At 58.1% G+C, this 17,469-nt stretch carries 18 protein-coding genes and 1 pseudogene; 9 read left to right on the top strand and 10 right to left on the bottom strand.

The features are described from left to right. Window positions 1–34: 34 nt before the first annotated feature. Both AC0JZ1_RS19330 and AC0JZ1_RS19325 read left to right on the top strand, forming a co-directional pair. The gene (locus AC0JZ1_RS19330) at window positions 35–835 is read left to right on the top strand and encodes an exodeoxyribonuclease III (protein ID WP_471884069.1); all 801 of its coding nucleotides are present in this window, start codon (window positions 35–37) and stop codon (window positions 833–835) included. 81 nt (window positions 836–916) lie between these two features. After that, a pseudogene (locus AC0JZ1_RS19325) lies at window positions 917–1,666 on the top strand (SDR family oxidoreductase). Here AC0JZ1_RS19325 and AC0JZ1_RS19320 read toward each other — a convergent pair. Then, complete coding sequence (locus tag AC0JZ1_RS19320) at window positions 1,659–2,114, bottom strand: cyclic nucleotide-binding domain-containing protein (protein WP_471884068.1); 456 nt, start codon at window positions 2,112–2,114, stop codon at window positions 1,659–1,661. The pseudogene AC0JZ1_RS19325 and the gene AC0JZ1_RS19320 sit on opposite strands and share 8 nt — an antisense overlap. A 14-nt stretch (window positions 2,115–2,128) precedes the next feature. Beyond that, window positions 2,129–2,812 (bottom strand): response regulator transcription factor, encoded by a 684-nt coding sequence (locus AC0JZ1_RS19315; protein WP_471884067.1) that lies wholly within the window; start codon window positions 2,810–2,812, stop codon window positions 2,129–2,131. A gap of 115 nt (window positions 2,813–2,927) precedes the next feature. Here AC0JZ1_RS19315 and AC0JZ1_RS19310 point away from each other — a divergent pair, with 115 nt between their 5' ends. Together AC0JZ1_RS19310 and AC0JZ1_RS19305 are read left to right on the top strand one after the other, a co-directional pair. Beyond that, window positions 2,928–3,470 carry a L,D-transpeptidase family protein gene (locus AC0JZ1_RS19310; RefSeq protein WP_471884066.1) on the top strand — a complete coding sequence of 181 codons (543 nt, stop codon included), beginning with the start codon at window positions 2,928–2,930 and terminating at the stop codon, window positions 3,468–3,470. A 91-nt stretch (window positions 3,471–3,561) separates the two neighbouring features. Then, window positions 3,562–5,556, top strand: a complete 1,995-nt coding sequence (locus AC0JZ1_RS19305; RefSeq protein WP_471884065.1) for a PhoX family protein — start codon at window positions 3,562–3,564, stop codon at window positions 5,554–5,556. Between the two features lie 54 nt (window positions 5,557–5,610). Here the strand turns inward: AC0JZ1_RS19305 and AC0JZ1_RS19300 are convergent, their stop codons facing one another. Continuing rightward, a complete protein-coding gene (locus AC0JZ1_RS19300; RefSeq protein WP_471884064.1) occupies window positions 5,611–6,441 on the bottom strand; it encodes an EamA family transporter in 831 nt (276 codons plus the stop codon). A gap of 178 nt (window positions 6,442–6,619) precedes the next feature. After that, on the bottom strand, window positions 6,620–8,029 hold the full coding sequence (gene leuC, locus AC0JZ1_RS19295; protein ID WP_471884063.1) for a 3-isopropylmalate dehydratase large subunit: 1,410 nt from the start codon (window positions 8,027–8,029) through the stop codon (window positions 6,620–6,622). Window positions 8,030–8,365: 336 nt separating this feature from the next. Between leuC and AC0JZ1_RS19290 the strand changes: the two genes are divergently transcribed. Beyond that, the gene (locus AC0JZ1_RS19290; protein ID WP_471884062.1) at window positions 8,366–9,385 is read left to right on the top strand and encodes a sensor domain-containing diguanylate cyclase; all 1,020 of its coding nucleotides are present in this window, start codon (window positions 8,366–8,368) and stop codon (window positions 9,383–9,385) included. A 19-nt stretch (window positions 9,386–9,404) separates the two neighbouring features. Here AC0JZ1_RS19290 and AC0JZ1_RS19285 read toward each other — a convergent pair whose 3' ends face one another. Beyond that, the gene (locus AC0JZ1_RS19285) at window positions 9,405–10,217 is read right to left on the bottom strand and encodes an amino acid ABC transporter permease (protein WP_471884061.1); all 813 of its coding nucleotides are present in this window, start codon (window positions 10,215–10,217) and stop codon (window positions 9,405–9,407) included. Beyond that, on the bottom strand, window positions 10,214–11,020 hold the full coding sequence (locus AC0JZ1_RS19280) for a transporter substrate-binding domain-containing protein (RefSeq protein ID WP_471884060.1): 807 nt from the start codon (window positions 11,018–11,020) through the stop codon (window positions 10,214–10,216). The genes AC0JZ1_RS19285 and AC0JZ1_RS19280 overlap by 4 nt, the downstream gene beginning before the upstream one ends. A gap of 171 nt (window positions 11,021–11,191) precedes the next feature. Between AC0JZ1_RS19280 and AC0JZ1_RS19275 the strand changes: the two genes are divergently transcribed. The 3 genes from AC0JZ1_RS19275 (at window position 11,192) to blaOXA (ending at window position 13,982) form a co-directional block, all read left to right on the top strand. Further along, the gene (locus AC0JZ1_RS19275) at window positions 11,192–12,472 is read left to right on the top strand and encodes an MFS transporter (protein WP_471884059.1); all 1,281 of its coding nucleotides are present in this window, start codon (window positions 11,192–11,194) and stop codon (window positions 12,470–12,472) included. A gap of 127 nt (window positions 12,473–12,599) precedes the next feature. After that, the gene (locus AC0JZ1_RS19270) at window positions 12,600–13,103 is read left to right on the top strand and encodes a nuclear transport factor 2 family protein (RefSeq protein ID WP_471884058.1); all 504 of its coding nucleotides are present in this window, start codon (window positions 12,600–12,602) and stop codon (window positions 13,101–13,103) included. Window positions 13,104–13,172: 69 nt separating this feature from the next. Beyond that, the gene (gene blaOXA, locus AC0JZ1_RS19265) at window positions 13,173–13,982 is read left to right on the top strand and encodes a class D beta-lactamase (RefSeq protein ID WP_471884057.1); all 810 of its coding nucleotides are present in this window, start codon (window positions 13,173–13,175) and stop codon (window positions 13,980–13,982) included. A gap of 71 nt (window positions 13,983–14,053) precedes the next feature. On the opposite strand, the gene rplS is transcribed toward blaOXA, so the two are convergent. After that, window positions 14,054–14,575, bottom strand: coding sequence for a 50S ribosomal protein L19 (rplS, locus tag AC0JZ1_RS19260; RefSeq protein WP_471884056.1), 522 nt, complete (start codon window positions 14,573–14,575; stop codon window positions 14,054–14,056). 303 nt (window positions 14,576–14,878) lie between these two features. Between rplS and AC0JZ1_RS19255 the strand changes: the two genes are divergently transcribed. Beyond that, the gene (locus AC0JZ1_RS19255; protein ID WP_471884055.1) at window positions 14,879–15,625 is read left to right on the top strand and encodes a sulfite exporter TauE/SafE family protein; all 747 of its coding nucleotides are present in this window, start codon (window positions 14,879–14,881) and stop codon (window positions 15,623–15,625) included. On the opposite strand, the gene trmD is transcribed toward AC0JZ1_RS19255, so the two are convergent. From trmD to rpsP, 3 genes are all read right to left on the bottom strand, one after another. Continuing rightward, window positions 15,607–16,305, bottom strand: coding sequence for a tRNA (guanosine(37)-N1)-methyltransferase TrmD (gene trmD / locus AC0JZ1_RS19250; protein WP_471884054.1), 699 nt, complete (start codon window positions 16,303–16,305; stop codon window positions 15,607–15,609). The two genes, AC0JZ1_RS19255 and trmD, sit on opposite strands and share 19 nt — an antisense overlap. A 5-nt stretch (window positions 16,306–16,310) precedes the next feature. Beyond that, window positions 16,311–16,907 carry a ribosome maturation factor RimM gene (gene rimM, locus AC0JZ1_RS19245; RefSeq protein ID WP_471884053.1) on the bottom strand — a complete coding sequence of 199 codons (597 nt, stop codon included), beginning with the start codon at window positions 16,905–16,907 and terminating at the stop codon, window positions 16,311–16,313. A 141-nt stretch (window positions 16,908–17,048) separates the two neighbouring features. Beyond that, the gene (gene rpsP, locus AC0JZ1_RS19240; RefSeq protein ID WP_471884052.1) at window positions 17,049–17,411 is read right to left on the bottom strand and encodes a 30S ribosomal protein S16; all 363 of its coding nucleotides are present in this window, start codon (window positions 17,409–17,411) and stop codon (window positions 17,049–17,051) included. Window positions 17,412–17,469: the final 58 nt, after the last annotated feature.

The raw sequence follows: 17,469 nt of genomic DNA, 5'->3' as shown, positions 1-17,469 counted from the left end.
AAACCTCGGCGCATAAACGCCCGAGGTTTTTCGCATGAGCTTTTCCGTCACCACCTGGAACATCAATTCGGTTCGCTTGCGCCTGCCGATCGTCGAACAGTTCATCGTGCGCGAAAAGCCGGACATTCTCTGCCTGCAGGAGATCAAGTGCCGCGCTGAGGAATTCCCGCTCGAGCCGCTTCAGAAGATGGGCTACGAGCACATCATCCTGCATGGCCAGAAGGGCTATCACGGCGTTGCCATTCTCTCCAAAGTGCCGCTGACGGAAGATCATCGTCAGGATTACTGTGGGGTCGGCGATGCCCGGCACATTTCGGCCATCTTCGAACGTGGCTCGCGCCGCATCCGCATCCATAATTTTTACGTGCCTGCCGGTGGCGATGAGCCAGACCGCAGCGTGAACCCCAAATTCGGCCACAAGCTGGATTTCGTGGAAGAAATGAAGGCGCTCAAAGCCTCCTCTCCGGGTGTTTCCTCCATCCTCGTCGGTGATCTCAACATCGCACCGCTGGAACACGATGTCTGGTCACACAAGCAGATGCTGAAAATCGTCAGCCACACGCCGGTCGAGACCGAGGGGCTGACCGAAGTGATGAAAAAAGGCGGCTGGCTGGATCTGATGCGCCAGCACGTGCCCGCCTCTGAGAAGCTCTATACCTGGTGGAGCTACCGCGCCAAGGATTGGGAAGCCGCAGACCGTGGCCGCAGGCTGGACCACATCTGGTCCTCCCCCGATCTCGGCCCCTTCCTTGAAAAGATCGATATCCTGAAAGAAGCCCGCGGCTGGAACCGCCCGTCAGACCATGTGCCGGTGACTGCGACGTTCAGGTTTTGAGCTTTCACCTGTGGCAAGAATCGGGTGTCGAAGCCAAATTTCCCTGCCTAATGAACAGTCTCCAACGCAAAGGAGACGGATATGGGAATTCTGCAAGGCAAGGTGGCACTCATCACTGGCGCATCATCCGGCATCGGGCGGGCAGCGGCGCTTCTGTTTGCCGCTGAAGGTGCTTCGCTCATTCTGAACGCACGCCGGAAGGAGGCTCTGGAAGAGGTTGCTCACCTCATCGAGGAGCAATCCGGTCGAGTTCGGTTGGTTGTCGGCGATGTCGCATCCGAAGCTACACAGTCCGCCATGGTGGCCTAGGCACTGAGCGCCTTCGGCGGTCTCGACATCGCCTTCAATAATGCAGGCACGGTGGGCGACATCAAGCCATTGGCTGATCTCTCCCCTGATGATTGGCGCACGACACTGGAAACAAATCTCACCGCCGCCTTTCTTGGTAGCCGTGCGCAAATTCCGCCCATGCTCAAGCGTGGCGGTGGGTCCATCATTTTTACGTCCAGCTTTGTCGGAACAAGTTTCGGTCTGCCCGGCATGTCGGCCTATGCTGCCGCCAAGGCTGGTCTCATGGGTCTGGTCAAGGGCATCACAGCAGATTACGGAGCGCTGAACATTCGCGCTAATGCCCTTTTGCCGGGCGGCACGGATACTGGCATGGCAGGCAATCAGGCACAAAAGGACTGGGCAGCCGGGCTTCACGCGGCAAAGCGAATCGCTCAACCGGAAGAAATAGCTCAAGCCGCTCTATTTCTGGCAGGACCAGCTTCAAGTTTCGTCATGGGTACAGCACTGTTTGCTGATGGGGGCAATTCGGCGGTTAAGTGAACCGCCCGGCCATCGCCGTCGCTGCCCGCGCCAGATCCAGAATGTTCTGGCGAATGCGGGCTTCCAGCAAGGCTGCCACCTGCGGATATTCTTCCAGCAGACGGTGGAAGAGGGTGCGCGGAATGCGCACCACCTCGCCATCTTCTGCGGCAATGGCGGTGAACTTGCGTTCCACCATGGTCACCAGCGCGAGTTCTGAGAGGAGCGTGCCGGGTTCGGCACGGTCCTTCAGTTCTGCAATACCGTCGCGGCCTTCGGTGTAGAGATCGATGCGCCCACGGGCGACCACGAAGGCGCACTCCGCCGGAGAGTGCTCGCGAAACAGGGCCTGCCCCTTTTGCACGTTACGCCGTTCCGCGCCAAAGGCGATCAGCCGAAGCTGGTCGCCATCAAGGCCTTGAAACAGCGGAACCCGGGACAGGAGCTGAATGTCGTCGCTAAGCGCCATCGGCGGTTTTGCCTTTACGGTACGATCTTGTAGCCGCCGTTTTCCGTTACCAGAATTTCGGCATTCGAAGGGTCACGCTCGATCTTCTGGCGCAGGCGGTAGACATGCGTTTCCAGTGTATGGGTCGTAACGCCGGAGTTATAGCCCCAGACTTCCTCAAGAAGAATATCCCGTGTGACGACTTTCTGACCGGCGCGGTAAAGATAGCGGATAATCGCGGCTTCCTTTTCCGTCAGACGGATTTTCTTGCCGTCATCGGTGGTCAGAAGCTTCTGGCTTGGCTTGAACACGTAAGGACCAACGGTGAAGGTCGCGTCCTCGCTCTGCTCATACTGGCGAAGCTGCGCACGCATGCGGGCAAGCAGAACCGCAAAGCGGAAAGGTTTCGTCACATAATCATTGGCACCAGCTTCAAGACCCAGAATTGTGTCGGAATCAGTGTCATGGCCCGTCAGCATGATGATCGGGGCCTTGAAGCCGCCCTTGCGCATCAGCTTCACGGCTTCGCGGCCATCCATATCGGGAAGGCCGACATCCATGATCAGAAGATCGACTTGGGCTGCCTTGGCGGTTGCTATCGCCTTGGTCGCCGTGGCTTCCTGCAGGAGGCTGAATTCCTCATAGAGCGAAAGCTGCTCGACCAGCGTCTCACGCAGGTCGTTGTCATCATCCACCAGCAGTACCGTCCGCGCTGCCATCGATCTCTTCGCCTTTCTAAACGTTATGCCGAGTGCTCGGCAGGCTTCGATTCAACTGTCATCGTGCTATGATTTCAATCCAAATCATATTCAAAGCAATTGTATGTGAGACAAAATGGGTGGGAAAAAGGTCAAGAACAAGGGCAACATCATCACGGTGCATCAAAGCCCCGTCAGCCGCTCGCGTGCAGTAGTGGCGCTTGGCCCGGTTCGCATGCCCGCCGCCATCGGCAGAAGCGGTCGCAGCAGCCGAAAAAGGGAGGGAGATGGCGCGACACCCATTGCCGAAATGAAGGTTCTGGGCGGCTTTGTCCGGGGCGGCAAGGGTCCTGCTCTCCAAACACCGCTCGGCCTGAAACGAATCAGGAAGAACATGCTTTGGTGCGACGAGCCGAGGCATGCTTCCTATAACCGTCTGGTTCGCGCTCCTTTCAAGCCAAGCCATGAGGAAATGTACCGCGCGGATGGACTTTATAACGTGTGTCTGGTCCTCGATTGGAACATGCGATCACGGGCGCGTTACCGGGGATCAGCCATTTTCTTTCATCTTATCCGGCCAGGTTATGAGCCGACAGCTGGCTGTGTTGCCGTTTCGGTGAAGGATATGCGCCGCCTGCTTCCCCACATCCGCAAGGGCACGCGTGTACGCGTCTTGTAACGGTCCGATTTCTAGAAACTGTCGCACGACTGAAATATGAGGCCTCTAGATTAGAACGGCTCAAAATAGCCAAAAAACTGGAGGCCGTTCGATGAACGAACATATGACGCACAAGCCTTTCCCAACAACCCAGCTTGAAGAAGCTGATGGCGAAGGCCACAACGCCAGCGATAACGCCACCATGGGCGAAATCATTTCAAAGCGCTTCTCGCGCCGCAACTTTTTGCAGGGCTCGCTTGCCGTTTCTGCCATTGCCGCAACCGTAAGTCCCGTTGCGCTGATGAGCGCTGATGAGGCTCGCGCCGCTGGAAAGTCTGGCTCTGCCTTTAACTTCAACGAGATCGAAGCAGGCGTCGATGCCAAGCACCATGTGGCGGAAGGCTATAATGCCGATGTGCTCCTTCGCTGGGGCGATGCGGTCCTGCCGGGTGCACCACAATTCGATCCGTTGAAGCAGACGGCGGAAGCGCAGTCGAAGCAGTTCGGCTACAACAACGATTACGTTGGCTTTATCCCGCTGGAAGGCTCTTCCACCCACGGCCTTCTGGTGGTGAACCACGAATACACCAATCCGCACCTCATGTTCTCCGGCCTGGTGCAGGTGGTCGATGGCAAGATCAAACAGGGCAAGCTCTCCAAGGATCAGGTGGATGTGGAGATGGCGGCCCATGGCGGCACGATCATCGAAATCCGCAAGGTGGATGGCAAGTGGCAGCCGGTGCTTGATGGCAAGATGAACCGCCGCATCACCTCCAACACGGCCATGGAAATCACTGGCCCTGCCGCTGGCCATGATCGTTTGAAGACCTCCGCCGATGCCACCGGCAAAAAAGTTTTCGGCACGCTGAACAACTGTGCGGGCGGGGTCACCCCCTGGGGCACCTACATCATGGCGGAAGAGAACTTCCACGGCTACTTCCAGGGCAAGCTGCCGGAAGGCCATGCAGAAGCTTCCAATTACAAGCGCTATGGCGTGCCGGAAGGCTCCTACGAATGGGGCAATTTCTACGACCGCTTCGATCTTTCCAAGGAGCCGAACGAGCCGAACCGCTTCGGCTGGATCGTAGAAGTGGATGCCATGGACCCCAACTCCACGCCGAAGAAGCGCACCGCCCTGGGCCGCTTCAAGCATGAAGGTGCGGAGAGCATCGTCTCGAAAAGCGGCAAGGTCGTCTTCTATCTCGGTGACGACGAGCGCTTCGATTACGTCTACAAGTTCGTCACCGATGGTACCTTCAACCCGAATGACCGCAAGGCCAATATGGACCTGCTCGATTACGGCACGCTCTATGTCGCCAAGTTCGAGGAAGATGGCTCCATGAAGTGGCTGCCGCTGGTGCACGGCCAAGGCGCGCTCACGGCGGAAAACGGCTTCAAGAGCCAGGCGGATGTGCTGATTGAAACCCGCAAGGCGGGCGATCTTCTGGGTGCCACCAAGATGGACCGTCCGGAAGATATCCAGCCCAACGGCGTCAACGGCAAGGTCTATGTCATGTTGACCAACAACACCAAGCGAAAGGCGGATCAGGTCAATGCCGCCAATCCGCGTGCGGAAAACGCCTTCGGTCACATCATCGAAATCGCCGAAAACGATAACGATTTTGCTTCCACCGCTGGCAAATGGGAAGTTCTGTTGAAGTGTGGCGATCCGTCAGTCGCGGCGGTCGGCGCAACCTTCTCGACAGAAACCACCAAGAATGGCTGGTTCGGCATGCCAGATAACTGTGCGGTGGATAGCGCCGGTCGCCTCTGGGTCGCCACCGATGGCAATAGCCCGAAGGGGACAGGCCGTACCGATGGTCTCTGGGCGGTCGATACGGAAGGTTCGGCCCGCGCCACCTCCAAGCTGTTCTTCCGTGTGCCGGTTGGCGCGGAAATGTGTGGGCCCCTGTTCACGCCGGATGATGAGACGGCCTTCGTTGCCGTTCAGCATCCGGGCGATGGCGGTGAGGATTGGGAAGGCCATGGCCGTCCGTCCTATTACGAAGATCTCTCCACCCGCTGGCCGGATTTCAAGCCGGATATGCCGGTGCGCCCCGCCGTGGTCGCCATCACCAAGGTCGGCGGCGGCAAGATTGCCGTCTGATTGACATGAAACGAGACCCCGCGATCCAAGACGGTCGCGGGGTCTCGTCTGATATTATCGCCCAATCGCAATCGCCCCGGCGGCCACGATCACGCAGGCGATAATCCGCTTGGCGGTCAGTTTTTCACCAAGAAACAGCCTGCCGATGATCATGGCAAATACTACGCTGGTTTCGCGGATGGCCGTAATCGGCCCTGCCGGTCCCAGGGAATAGGCGATAATCACCACGCCATAGGCGATCAGCACGAAAACCCCGGCCAGAAGCGCCTTCTTGCATTCCCGATCGGCCAAATTCATGCGGAATGGCCCCCGCATGATCGTATAGGCCACAATCAGTGCCACGCCGTAGCTGAACAAAACCCAGGCCGCATAGGTTTTCGGGTCGGCAAAGTGGCGAACGCCGTTCGAATCCACCGTGGCATAGGTCGCGATAATCACACCCGTCAGCAGCGCCCACAAAATGGAGCTTAAAGGTGCACGATGCCGCCCGATCGAAAGGCTCATGATGCCGATGGCCACCAGCGCCACGCCAATCAACTGACCGCCCGTCAAAACCTGCCCGGTGATGAGGAAGCCGCCAAAGGAAACCAGAAGCGGCACGGAGCCGCGCACGATGGGATAGACCTGCCCCAAATCCCCTAACCGGTAGGCAAAAACGAGGAAGACGCTATAGGCCACCTGCAAAAGTGCCGAGGTGAGAATAAAACCAAAGCCCGTCAGGCTCGGAAGCGGATAGTACAGCATCAGCGGCAAAGCGGCCGCAATCCCCGTCACGCCCATCACCGTAATCGACCAGAGACGATCAGCCCCGGAGCGCAGAAAGGCATTCCAGCTGGCATGCATGACAGCCGCCGTCAGCGCGAGCGCAATGACGGTCGGGCTCATAGCCGAACCTGAAGGCAGTAGAGAGTATGCAGGATAAACATGAGGCGGGACCGGTGGCGTATCTCGTGGAGAGTAGGAAGCAGCTCACCTTCCTGTCAATCTTTCTTCCGGCCAAATAAAAACCGCCGAACCCAAGGGTCCGGCGGTCTGAACGCACAGCCTCACGGCAATGCAGAAATTACTTCCACTTGCGAATATCGACGAAGTGGCCTTCGATTGCAGCAGCAGCCGCCATGGCAGGCGAAACAAGGTGCGTGCGGCCCTTGTAGCCCTGACGGCCTTCGAAGTTGCGGTTGGATGTGGAAGCGCAACGCTCACCCGGCTTCAGGCGGTCGTCGTTCATGGCAAGGCACATGGAGCAGCCCGGCTCGCGCCATTCAAAACCGGCATCCTTGAAGATCTTGTCGAGACCTTCAGCCTCTGCCTGTTCCTTTACGATGCCGGAGCCCGGAACGATCATGGCGGAAACGGTGGAAGCCACCGTGCGGCCTTCAACAACCTTGGCCGCAGCACGCAGGTCTTCAATGCGGCCATTGGTGCATGAGCCGATGAACACGCGGTCAACCGCAATATCGGTGATCTTCGTACCCGGCTTCAGGCCCATATATTCCAATGCACGCCACTTGGATGTGCGCTTGGTTTCATCGGCAATATCGTCCGGGTTCGGCACGACGCCCTCAACCGAAATCACGTCTTCCGGCGAAGAACCCCAGGAAACGATGGGCGGCAGGTTGGCCGCATCGAGAACGACGACACGATCGTAATGTGCGCCCTCGTCAGAATGCAGCGTCTTCCAGTAGTCGAGCGCCATGTCCCAGGCCTTGCCCTTTGGCGCGCGTGGCTTGTCCTTGATGTATTCGAAGGTCTTTTCGTCCGGGGCGATCAGGCCAGCGCGTGCGCCGCCTTCAATCGTCATGTTGCAGACGGTCATTCGGCCTTCCATCGAGAGCGAACGAATGGCTTCGCCCGCAAATTCAATGACGTGACCCGTGCCGCCAGCGGTGCCGATTTCACCAATGATGGCGAGAATGATGTCCTTGGCGGTCACGCCGTCCGGCAGTTGGCCATCCACACGCACCAGCATGTTCTTGGCTTTTTTCTGCACCAGCGTCTGGGTTGCCAGCACATGCTCCACTTCGGACGTGCCAATGCCATGCGCCAGAGCGCCGAATGCGCCGTGCGTGGAAGTGTGGCTGTCGCCGCAGACGATTGTCATGCCTGGAAGCGTGAAGCCCTGTTCGGGACCAACGATGTGCACGATGCCCTGGCGCTTGTCTTTTTCCGAATAATATTCGACGCCGAAATCCTTGGCATTCTGGGCCAGCGCCTCAACCTGCACGCGGCTCTCTTCGTTCTTGATGCCGATGTGACGGTCAGGCGTCGTTGGAACGTTGTGATCCACCACAGCCAGCGTCTTTTCCGGCGCGCGCACCTTGCGGCCGGCCATGCGCAGACCTTCGAAAGCCTGCGGCGACGTCACTTCGTGAACGAGGTGACGGTCGATGTAGAGAAGACAGGTGCCGGTTTCATCAGTGGAAACGACGTGATCGTCCCAGATCTTGTCGTAGAGAGTACGAGGTGCGCTCATGGCTGCCATCCATTTGGTCTTGGAAAATATGAGATTTATGAACTCGGCTGCATCAGCCGCCGATCGCTTTCGAATGTGCTCAGGCGCACCGAAGTCGGCTGTTCAGAGCGCCGGAAATGCGCGCGAAGAAGCGTGCCGGCAGACGCTTGTGGTCCTGCAGCACGATAAACTGGTTCGCAAGGCATCCGAACTTTGATCCCATGCGCCGTTCCTAGCAGTTTTTCGATATTCCGGCAATTGCCAAACAGCGCGCGTGCGAAAGGTTGATTTTGCATAGCCTCCCGCCCTACATTTATGAGTATCTATCAATAAACGAACGTCTGCGGGAAGGAATGCATGGCCGGTCGTGACCCAGATGAGCAGGACCGGCTGGATGCCGTCCGTACGATCCACCCGGCAAGCTTTGGTCCCACATCGGAACTGAAGGCACTTGCGGAGCTCGGTCAGCAGATTTTTGCCGTTCAGCGTGCCGCCATCCATATTCTGGATGAGGACTGGCTACGCATCGCCACGCAGGCGGGAATCATGGTCTCCGAAATTGCACGCGACATTTCCGTGTGCGATCGCGTTGTTATGAACCGCAAAATTTTGGTCGTGCCAGATATGCGCGCCGTGCCGGATCTGGCGGACATGCCCTATGTAAAGGGAGAGCCCCACTTGCGTTTCTATGCGGGTGCACCGCTGGAACTGGAGCGGGGGCTGATCGTCGGCACGTTTTGCATTTCGGATTGCGAACCACGGGCGGCTGATGCGGTGGATGCCGATAGTTTGATGCGGTTCGCGGCGGTTGCCTCGGCGCTGCTCAGGCTGCAACGGGCTAACTTCCAGATGACACTGGCCGAGCAGGATTTGCGGCTTGCGGCACTGACCGATCCGCTCACCCGCTTTTATAATCGCGGCGCGCTGCCTGTTCTGGTTGATCCTCTGTTACAGGCGGCTTCCATTGCCCGCTCCAGCCTCGGTGTGCTTTACCTCGATATGGATGGCTTCAAGACCATCAACGATACGTTTGGCCATGATGTGGGTGATAGCGTATTGCAGCAGGCGGCAGATCGTATCCGCGCTGTCCTCTCGGATCGAGACATCGTGGTGCGCATGGGTGGCGATGAATTTGCTATCTTCATCGAGAGCGTGGCGACGAAGGAAATACTTTCCAAACTGGCGGAAGAACTGGTTGCGGCCTTTCATCCGCCCTTCGTGGTGCAGGGCAAGCAGCTGCAGGCTCGCCTTAGTGTGGGCGGTGCATTGACGGGTGACGGGCTCTTTGACCGCGTCACGCTGCTTCAGGTCGTCGACAATGCGCTTTACCAAGCCAAGGCGGCTGGGCGAAACCGCGCCATCATCCAGGCGGCTTGATGCCGCCTCGCTCTCCATTTTACACCAGCCGCGACCGCATTCTCTGCTCAAAACGCCGCAGCACCAGTGAGAGGCTGATTGTCAAGGCGAGGTAGACATAGGCGAGGATCGAGTAGGTCTCGAAAAACCGGAATGAACCGGAGGCGTAGACCTTGGCCATCTGCGTGATATCCGCCACGCCCAGCACCGATACCAGCGATGAGTCCTTCACCATGCTGACAAAATCGTTCGAAAGCGGCGGAAACACAATGCGCAGGGCTTGCGGCAGAACGATCAGCCTGAACCGCTGAAAGCCAGAGAGACCAAGCGCCTTGGCCGCTTCCACCTGACCATGCGGAATTGCCTCAATGCCAGCGCGAAAGATCTCTGCGATGAAGGCGCTATAGGCAATGGTGAGCGCCATCACGGCACGCGCCAGCAGTGAAAAATCCCGAACCAGCAGTGATGGCAGCAGCCCTTTTTCGATGAGGGGTGCGGCGAGATAGTTATAGGCGGCAACGATGCCGGGCGCTGCCACGAAGGCCATATAGAACAACAGGACGAGGATCGGCAGTCCGCGAATGACCTCCACATAGAAGCGGGCGGATTGGCGAAGCCATCTCACTTGCGAAAGGCTGGCCAGCGCAATGCCCATTCCAAGCAGGCAGGCCAGGAAAAAGGCCAGAAGCGCCACGCTGATGGTAATGGAAAGCCCCTTTGCCACGGTCAGGAAGATCTGCGAATAGAGATCATCCGTTGAAATAACCGCCGCGAAAGTGATGAAAAGCAGGCAAAGAACGGCCAGCCACCAGGGAAAATCCGCCGGCGGCCTTGCTCTGTTTACGGATGTCATTGGCCCATCTTGTAATCGAGGAACCACTTCTTGTTCAGTGCGTCAAAGGTGCCATCCGCCTTCAGGCTGGCGATTGCGGCATTGACTGGCTTCACCAGGTCCGAGCCCTTTTTGAAGATGAAGCCGAAATCTTCCGAGCCGAGCGGTCCGCCCACCAGCTTCAAGCCGCCATTCGATGCATCGACATAGCCCTTGCCTGCGGTTCCGTCCGTCAGAACCATGTCCACATCGCCAGTCTTCAGCGCCTGGACCGTGGCCCCGAAGGTCTCGAACAGCTTGATACGCGGGTTCTGTTCGTTCCCATCCAGAACGGAATAGACGGCGGTGTAGAAAGGCGTGGTGCCGGGCTGGGCGGCAATCAGGGCGTCCTTGGTATCGGCAAAGCTTTTGGCGTCCGAGAAACGCTTCTCATCCCCGCGCACCAGCATGAACTGCTCCGAGCGCATGTAAGGATCGGAAAAATCCACTTTGTCCTTGCGGTCATCCTTGATGGTAATGCCGGTCATGCCAATGTCGAATTGCCCGTCGGATACGGATTGGATCATCGCATCCCACGCGGTTGTCCGATATTCCACCTTGGCCTTCAGGCGCTTGGCGATCTCGTTCATCGCATCATATTCCCAGCCGATGGCCGTGCCGGTTTTCGGATCGACGAATTGCAGCGGCGGATAGGCATTTTCCGTGACGACCACGATGGTGCGGCCAGAGAGATCGGGAAGCTCCGCGGCCCCAACCCGTTCTATGCCAAGAGGCGCGAGAAACAGCGCGACGAGACCGGATAAAAACAGGCGGCGAAAGAGCATGAGGGCAAATCCTTTGTGTGTAGCGGTGCTGATTTTCACGGAAACGGGCCGCTATGCAAGTGCATCCTTTCGCATGTGTCTGCCGGCTGCTCTTGCCGCGCGCATCGCATCCGCTATTTCCACCCTAACTGGGGCATGGGGGTCCCGATAAGTCATTCAGGAGGAAGCCCGTTGGTTTCTGAAAAGTCGCTGATCGCAAAGATCACCTGGCGCCTCATGCCGTTTCTCGGCCTGCTCTATCTGATCGCCTATATCGATCGGCAGAACGTGTCCTATGCCAAGCTGCAGATGGTCGATGCCCTGAGCTTGAGCGAATATGCCTATGGCCTTGGCGCGTCGCTCTTCTTCGTCGGCTATTTTATATTCGAAGTGCCAAGCAATCTGTTTCTCAACCGCTTTGGCGCGCGTGTCTGGTTTACCCGCATCATGGTCAGCTGGGGCTTCGTCACTGTAGCGCTCGCCTTTACCCAGAATGCCACGATGTTCTACATCCTGCGCTTTTTGCTTGGCGTTGCAGAAGCGGGCTTCTTCCCGGGCGTGCTCTACCTGCTCACGCTCTGGTTCCCCAAGGATTACCGTGGCCGCATGGTCGGTCTCTTCATGATCTTCAGCGCCTTTGCCAATGCCATCGGCGCGCCTCTTGGTGGCGTTCTGCTCGATCTTGATGGCGTCATGGGGCTTGCAGGCTGGGAATGGGTGTTTCTCGCCACTGGCGTTCCGGCAGTCATCGCTGGTATCTTCACCTTCTTCTATCTGGACGATACGCCTGAGAAGGCAACGTTTCTCACGGATGCGGAAAAGCAGTGGCTGCGCGAACGGCTCGCGGCTGAAAATTCCGGGATGGATGAACATGCCGATGACGGCTTCAAAGCGCTCATCAACCCGCGCGTCCTGCTGATGTCGCTCTGCTATATCGGCTTTCCGCTCGCCGCCTATGGCCTCAGCTATTGGTTACCCACCATCGTCAAGGGCTTTGGCGTGTCCAACACCATGAACGGTGTCATCAACATCATCCCTTGGCTCATCGTGGCACTGGCACTCTGGGTCATTCCCTCTGCCGCAGACAAGACAGAGAACAAGACGCCCTATATCGTCGGGCCTGCTTTCGTGGGTGCGATCTGCCTTGCGCTTTCAGCGGTCGTTACCGCGCCTGTCATGCAGTTTGCGCTGCTGTGCATTGCCGCTGCCGGTATCTTCGCTGGCCAGCCGGTGTTCTGGTCGCTGCCGGGCAGGTTCCTCAAAGGTGCGGGCGCGGCGGCGGGCATTGCTGCCATCAACTCGGTCGGCAATCTCGGCGGCTTTATTGCGCAAAACGTCGTGCCGTGGATCAAGGATTCGACCGGCAGCACAATTGCGCCGATGTTCTTCCTCGCCGCCTGCCTTGCTGCTGCGGGCATTCTCGTCATTGTCGTGGGCAGAATGCTTGCCAACAAACGCACGAGAGCCGCGTGATAATGGCGGCCCCGGCAGCTTTGCCGGGGCCAGTTCCTTCAAGGGAACCATGGGTGCTCAATGTGCCTTCTTTTTTTGCCTGCAAGACGCGCCTATTTTCCGGCTCTATTCAATCCGGAGATATTTCATGAAGTCGCTGTTGTCCGCTCTCTTCCTTGCCACCGCATCGCTTGGCGCACTCGTCGCAACCTCAGCCTCGGCCCAGGAAGCCGTGGTCGAAGCCGCCGATAAGGAGGCTTTGTTTACCAGCCCCGACCCGCAGCTGAATGCCAATAAGCAAGTTGCCTACAAGATCATCCGCGATCTTCTGGAAGCCAATCATTGGGATAAGGCGGGCGATTACCTTACCGAGCGCTATATCCAGCATAATCCCAACGCCGCCTCCGGTCGTCAGGGCGTGGTGGACTTCTTCACCAAGGTTCTGAAAGTTGAGCCCACGCCGATCCCGGAAAAGATCAAGACGCCGGTTGTGTTTGTTCAGGCGGAAGGCGATCTTGTGACAGTCGCCACGGTGCGTACGGAAAAAGACCCGAAAGACCCATCGAAAACCTATACCACCACTTGGTACGACACCTGGCGCATCAAGGATGGCAAGGCCGATGAGCACTGGGATTCAGCTGTGAAAATGTAAGCTGAACCGCTTTCTCGACATCTTGTTCGCGCACATGAGGCGGGCAAGATTCGAGAGGAGCGATCATTCATGCGTATTTATCTGGCTGCGGCCGTGGTTCTGAGTAGCGCTGCGGCCATGCCCGCACAGGCCAAAACCATATGCACCATGGTGGCCGATGCCGAAACCGGCAAGGTCCTCCAACGACAGGGGGATTGCGCAAGCCGCGTCACACCCGCCTCCACTTTCAAGATCCCGCTTGCCGTCATAGGTTTTGATTCCGGGTTTCTCAAAAGCCCGCATGATCCTGTGCTCAATTTCAAAGATGGCGATCCGGATTGGGGCGGGGCGGAGTGGAAGAAGCCGACGGACGCCGAACGCTGGCTGAAATATTCCGTTGTCTGGTTCTCGCAGCGCATCACGCATGCGCTGGGTGAGAAGACTGTCACCGATTACGCCCGCAAGTTCGATTACGGCAATGCCGATTTCTCCGGTGATCCGGCCAAGAACAACGGGCTTGATCGGGCGTGGATTGCCTCATCGCTGAAAATCTCGCCGCAGGAGCAGATTGCCTTCCTGCAAAAACTGGCCAAGCGCAGCCTGCCGGTTGCACCTAAGGCCATGGAACAGGCCATTGCATCCATGGAAAGTTTCCCGATTGATGCATCGGGCTGGCAGGTCAAGGGCAAGACCGGCATGGCCTATCCCCGTTCCGCGAGTGGAGACTTCGATTACGCAAGGCCCTGGGGCTGGTTCGTCGGCTTCGCAGAGCAGGGGAACAAGAAGGTCGTGTTCGCACAACTCATCCAGGATGAGAAAAAGCAGCCGGATTCACCGAGCGCGAGAGCCCGCACCGCAATCCTGACCGGTCTTCCCGGTATTTTGCGTGAGGTGAAATAGGAAGAAACAGCTGAAGTAGAAACAAAAAAGGCGGGCCAAGGCCCGCCTTCATCACATCCCAAGGGGATGAATTATTCTGCTGCACCTTCAGCAGCGGCAGCCTTTTCAGCGGCTTCTGCTGCTGCCTTTTCGGCGGCCAGAGCCTGTGCTGCTGCAACCTTTTCAGCTTCCAGACGCGCCTTTTCCTCGGCAGCGGCTGCGCGCTCAGCTTCGTTGAGCTTGCGCGTACGGGTGTTTGTGTTCTCAACGATACGAGCAGACTTACCGCGACGGTCGCGCAGGTAGTAAAGCTTCGCACGGCGAACCTTACCGCGGCGAACAACTTCAACGCTGTCAACCAGCGGGGAGTAGATCGGGAATACGCGCTCGACGCCTTCGCCGTAGGAGATCTTGCGAACGGTGAAGCTTTCGTTGAGGCCACCGCCGGAGCGAGCGATGCAAACGCCTTCGTAAGCCTGAACGCGGGTACGGTTACCTTCGCGAACGGTTACGTTGACGCGCAGCGTGTCGCCAGGGGAGAATTCAGGCAGCTTGCGCTTGGCTTCAATCTTGGCAGCCTGTTCGGCTTCCAGCTGAGCGATAATGTTGGTCATGTTAACCTCTAGATTCTTCTGAAACGACCAGAGCGCTCAAGCTTCAGCTCCTTGGATAAAACCTTGGAACCGTGCCACCGGAAAACCGTCAGGCAGGAGCGGATTCGCCATTCTTTGTTGCGGTCAACGGGAGCAACTCCCATTTCCGCGTCGGCCTTTACACCAAACTGTCATGCTTGTCACCCCGCAATAGGTAAGATTCAAGCATGATAAATCCCTAATCTCCGCTTGTGGCGCGGCTTTGGCCCGGCTATCTGCGAAGCAGTCTGGCCTGTGGGAGGGTGGGCGTGGGAGGGGAATGCAGTGACAATTTCAATCATCCTGCTTTTGTTCGTTTCGGGCTTCCTGTCCGGCGCGGTGAATGCCATTGCGGGCGGCGGCACCTTTCTCACCTTCGGGGCACTCACGCTCGCCGGTCTGCCGCCCATTTCAGCGAATGCCACCTCGTCCATCGTGCAATTCCCGGGCTATGTTACCTCAACGCTCGCCTATAAGGATGAGCTTCTGAAGCGCTGGCGAAGCGCCGTTGCCCTCACCGTTGTTTCCGCGCTTGGCGGGCTTGCCGGTGCCCTGATCCTGCTGGCGCTCGATAATCCGTCTTTCCGCGCCATGGTGCCTTGGCTCCTGGCAGCTGCCACCGCCATCTTCGCGGCGGGGCCTCTGTTGAAGCCAAAATCTTCGGAAGAACGTTCATCCAGTTCTGCGTCATCGCTCATCGGCCAGTGCCTCACAGCCGTTTACGGCGGCTTTTTCGGCGCAGGCATGGGCATCATGATGCTGGCCGTGCTGGGGCTGACGACCGGCGGCTCCTATCATCACCTGAACGCGTTGAAAAATCTGCTGGCCATGGTCATTGCTGCTGTCGCCATCGTCGTTTTTGTCAGTGGCGGCGTGGTCGGTTGGGCGCAGGCTATCATCATGATCCCGGCAGTGGCGGCCGGTGGTTACGCTGGCGTGTGGCTTGCCCGGCGCGTGCCGCAAACCGTCATGCGCGTCCTGGTCATCTGCGTCGGTATCGCGCTGACAATTTATTACTTCGTCACGGGCTGAACGGGTTTCCCCAAGAGGTCCGGGCGACGTTCCTTCGTCAGCGCCAGGGCCTGCTCATGCCGCCATTTCTCGATCGCTGCATGGTTGCCAGAGGTCAGCACAGCTGGAATACTCTGCCCTTCAAAGTCCTGCGGGCGCGTATAGTGCGGGTGCTCAAGAAGGCCGGTCTCGAAGCTTTCGTGCGTGCCGGAAAGTGCATTGCCCATCACCCCCGGTAATATGCGCACGACCGCATCCAGCAGCGTCAGGGCCGCCGGCTCGCCACCGGAGAGAATATAGTCGCCGATGGAGACCTCTTCCAACTGGCGTCCATCGATCACGCGCTGGTCCACTCCTTCGAACCGCCCGCAAACAATCACCACCCCTTCACCTTCCGCCAGCTGGCGCACGCGCTCCTGGGTCAAGGGCTTGCCACGCGGGCTCATCAGCAGGCGTGGACGCGTATCACCGGCCAAGGAATCGATGGCGCGGGCCAGCACATCCGGCTTCAGCACCATGCCCGCACCGCCGCCTGCCGGCGTATCATCCACCGTGCGGTGCTTGTCTGTCGCAAAGTCGCGGATCTGCACGGTCTCCAGAGCCCAATCCTGCCGCTCCATCGCTTTTCCTGCGAGTGAATGACCAAGATGGCCGGGAAACATTTCCGGGTAGAGTGTCAGAACCGTGGCGAGGAAGGGCATCGTGCTCAGTCTTCCTTCGGCTTCTTCTTCTGGTTCTTGGGCGGCTTCGGTTTTCCGTCCGGGATGGGCAGGTCGTTGTCCGGCGTATCGATCAGGCCTGCGGCCATGGGATCGATCAGCAGCCTGCCATTTTCCAGATCAATTTCCAGAACGGCGGCTTCGGAAAAGGGAATAAGCGTGGGGCGGCGGCCTGCACCCTTCAATTCGAGAAGATCACCGGCGCCGAAATCGAAAACGCCCGAAACCGTCCCATAGCTCACACCATCGGCATCGACCGCTTCCATGCCTTCAAGGTCGGCATAGTAGAATTCATCATCGTCCAACTCGTCGTCGGGTAAGTTTTCCCGGTCGATGAACAGTTCGACGCCATTTAATGCTTCCGCCGCATTGCGATCATTCACGCCCCGGAAGCGCACGACAACGACGTTCTTTGCCTCGCGTATTTCCAGGATTTCAAAAACCCGGCCGTCCGCACTGTGAAGGTTGCCATAATCGCCAATCGCGGTCGGATCGTCGGTAAATGCGCGCACGCGCACTTCGCCGCGCAGGCCTTGCGCCGCGCCGATCACAGCCATCAGAATGGGATTTTCCAGTTTCGTCATGTCATCACCGCCTGTTCAAACCCGATCTAACCCGGATTGCGCTGCATGAAAACATGGTGCCGAAAATTAGATCAGAAACAAGAAAGCGGGCGGCATGTTTCCACGCCACCCGCTCATCATTTTCACACACCCAAAGGTGAATTATTCAGCAGCAGCTTCGGCGGCGTCAGCAGCCTTCTGTGCCTTCTCAGCAGCGCGCTCCTGAGCCTTCTTGCCAGGCTTTGCCTTGGTTGGGTTGTTGCGAGCATCGCGCTCAGCAAGACCAGCTTCTGCCATGAAGCGCAGAACGCGGTCTGTCGGCTGTGCGCCCTTGGCAACCCAAGCCTTGATGGCGTCCGCGTCGAGAACGATGCGCTGATCGCTGTCCTTGCCAAGCATTGGGTTCCAGTGGCCAACAACCGCGATGAAACGGCCATCGCGCGGCGAGCGGGCGTCAGCAATAACAACGTGGTAGTAAGGGCGCTTCTTGGAACCACCACGGGCGAGACGGATCTTCAGGGACATTTCAAACTCCTTCGGTTTTTCTGTTCAGGCCGTCTTCTTCGACGGGCTGCATGTTGTT

The sequence above is a fragment of the Affinirhizobium capsici genome (assembly GCF_977018625.1).
This window is presented reverse-complemented; position numbering and strand designations above follow the sequence as displayed.